The following is a 1,102-nucleotide window of genomic DNA, read 5'->3' on the forward strand; positions in this document are numbered from 1 at the left end:
GGGGGCGGGACGCGACCGGCCCCGAGACCCTGAGCGGCGAGCGGATCGTCTCGCTCCGGGTCCCCGTCTGTCCGTCGTGCGGGGCGATGGTCACCCGGGCCAGGAACGGCGAGCCGGTCATCGCCGACGAGAGTTGGCTGTCTCGCGCTCCGCAGAAATGTCCCACATGCGGCGCGCCCCTGTGGCAGTCCAGCCGCACGTTCTCGGCGCCCAGGCCGGGCGAGAAGTACGCCAGACGCAATCCGCGGCTGCCGCTGGCGGAGTACATCGCGACGGTGTTCCCGGAGCGGGTGTATCTGTACCTGTGCGACGAGGTGCACGAGGCCAAGTCGACCAGCACGGACCAGGGCGCGGCCATGATGAAGCTGGCCCAGACGGCGGAGAAGGTGGTCGGCCTGACCGGGACGCTGTACGGGGGCACGGCTTCGAGCCTGTACGGGCTGGAGTTCACGTTCAATCCCAGGGTGAGGCAGCACTACCCCTGGGGGCTCAGGGGCCAGGCGGCCTGGGTGCGCGACATGGGGGCGCTGGAGCGGATCGTGGAATACCGCCCGGAGTACGACAAGGGCGGACGCTACACGGGCAAACGGCGGGTGGAACAGAAGCCGAAGGAAGCGCCGGGCTGCTCGCCGCTGCTGGTGCGGGAGATCATCGACCACACCGTGTTCGTGGGCCTGCAGGATGTGGGACGCGACATGCCGGACTTCGAGGAGATTCCGGTGCCCATCCCGATGGATGGCGATATGGCCGGGCACTACCAGCGGGCCAGGGACAGGCTGGGCACGTACCTGTTCCAGTGCCGGATGGAAGGCGACGCCAGCTTCCTGGGGCGCTACCTCCAGACGCTGCTGGCCTGGCCGACCGCGCCCTTCCGGGGTGAGCGGGTGATCCACCGGCGGCGTCTCGACCGCGAGAGTGAGACGTTCATCGAAATCCCGGTGCACGACATGCCGGGATTGGGCGAAGAGCGGCTGTACCCGAAGGAGCAGTGGCTGGTCGAGCTGGTGCGGGATGAGCTGGCCCAGGCGCGGTTCGTGGGTGTGTTCCTGCGTCAGACGGGCACGCGCGACATCCAGCCGCGGATTGAGAAGATCCTCCGCGA

At 68.8% G+C, this 1,102-nt stretch carries 2 protein-coding genes; one reads left to right on the top strand and one right to left on the bottom strand.

Translation table 11 applies throughout. The annotated features are described in order from the left end of the window. Window positions 1-457: hypothetical protein (locus QUS11_06405; GenBank protein MDM7992930.1), on the bottom strand; the 457-nt coding region annotated here is incomplete at its 3' end. Window positions 458-464: 7 nt separating this feature from the next. Between QUS11_06405 and QUS11_06410 the strand changes: the two genes are divergently transcribed. Further along, window positions 465-1,102, top strand: a 638-nt coding sequence (locus QUS11_06410) for a hypothetical protein (GenBank protein ID MDM7992931.1), incomplete at its 3' end; no start/stop codon positions are given.

It is taken from the genome of Candidatus Fermentibacter sp., from assembly GCA_030373045.1.
Lineage (GTDB): Bacteria > Fermentibacterota > Fermentibacteria > Fermentibacterales > Fermentibacteraceae > Fermentibacter.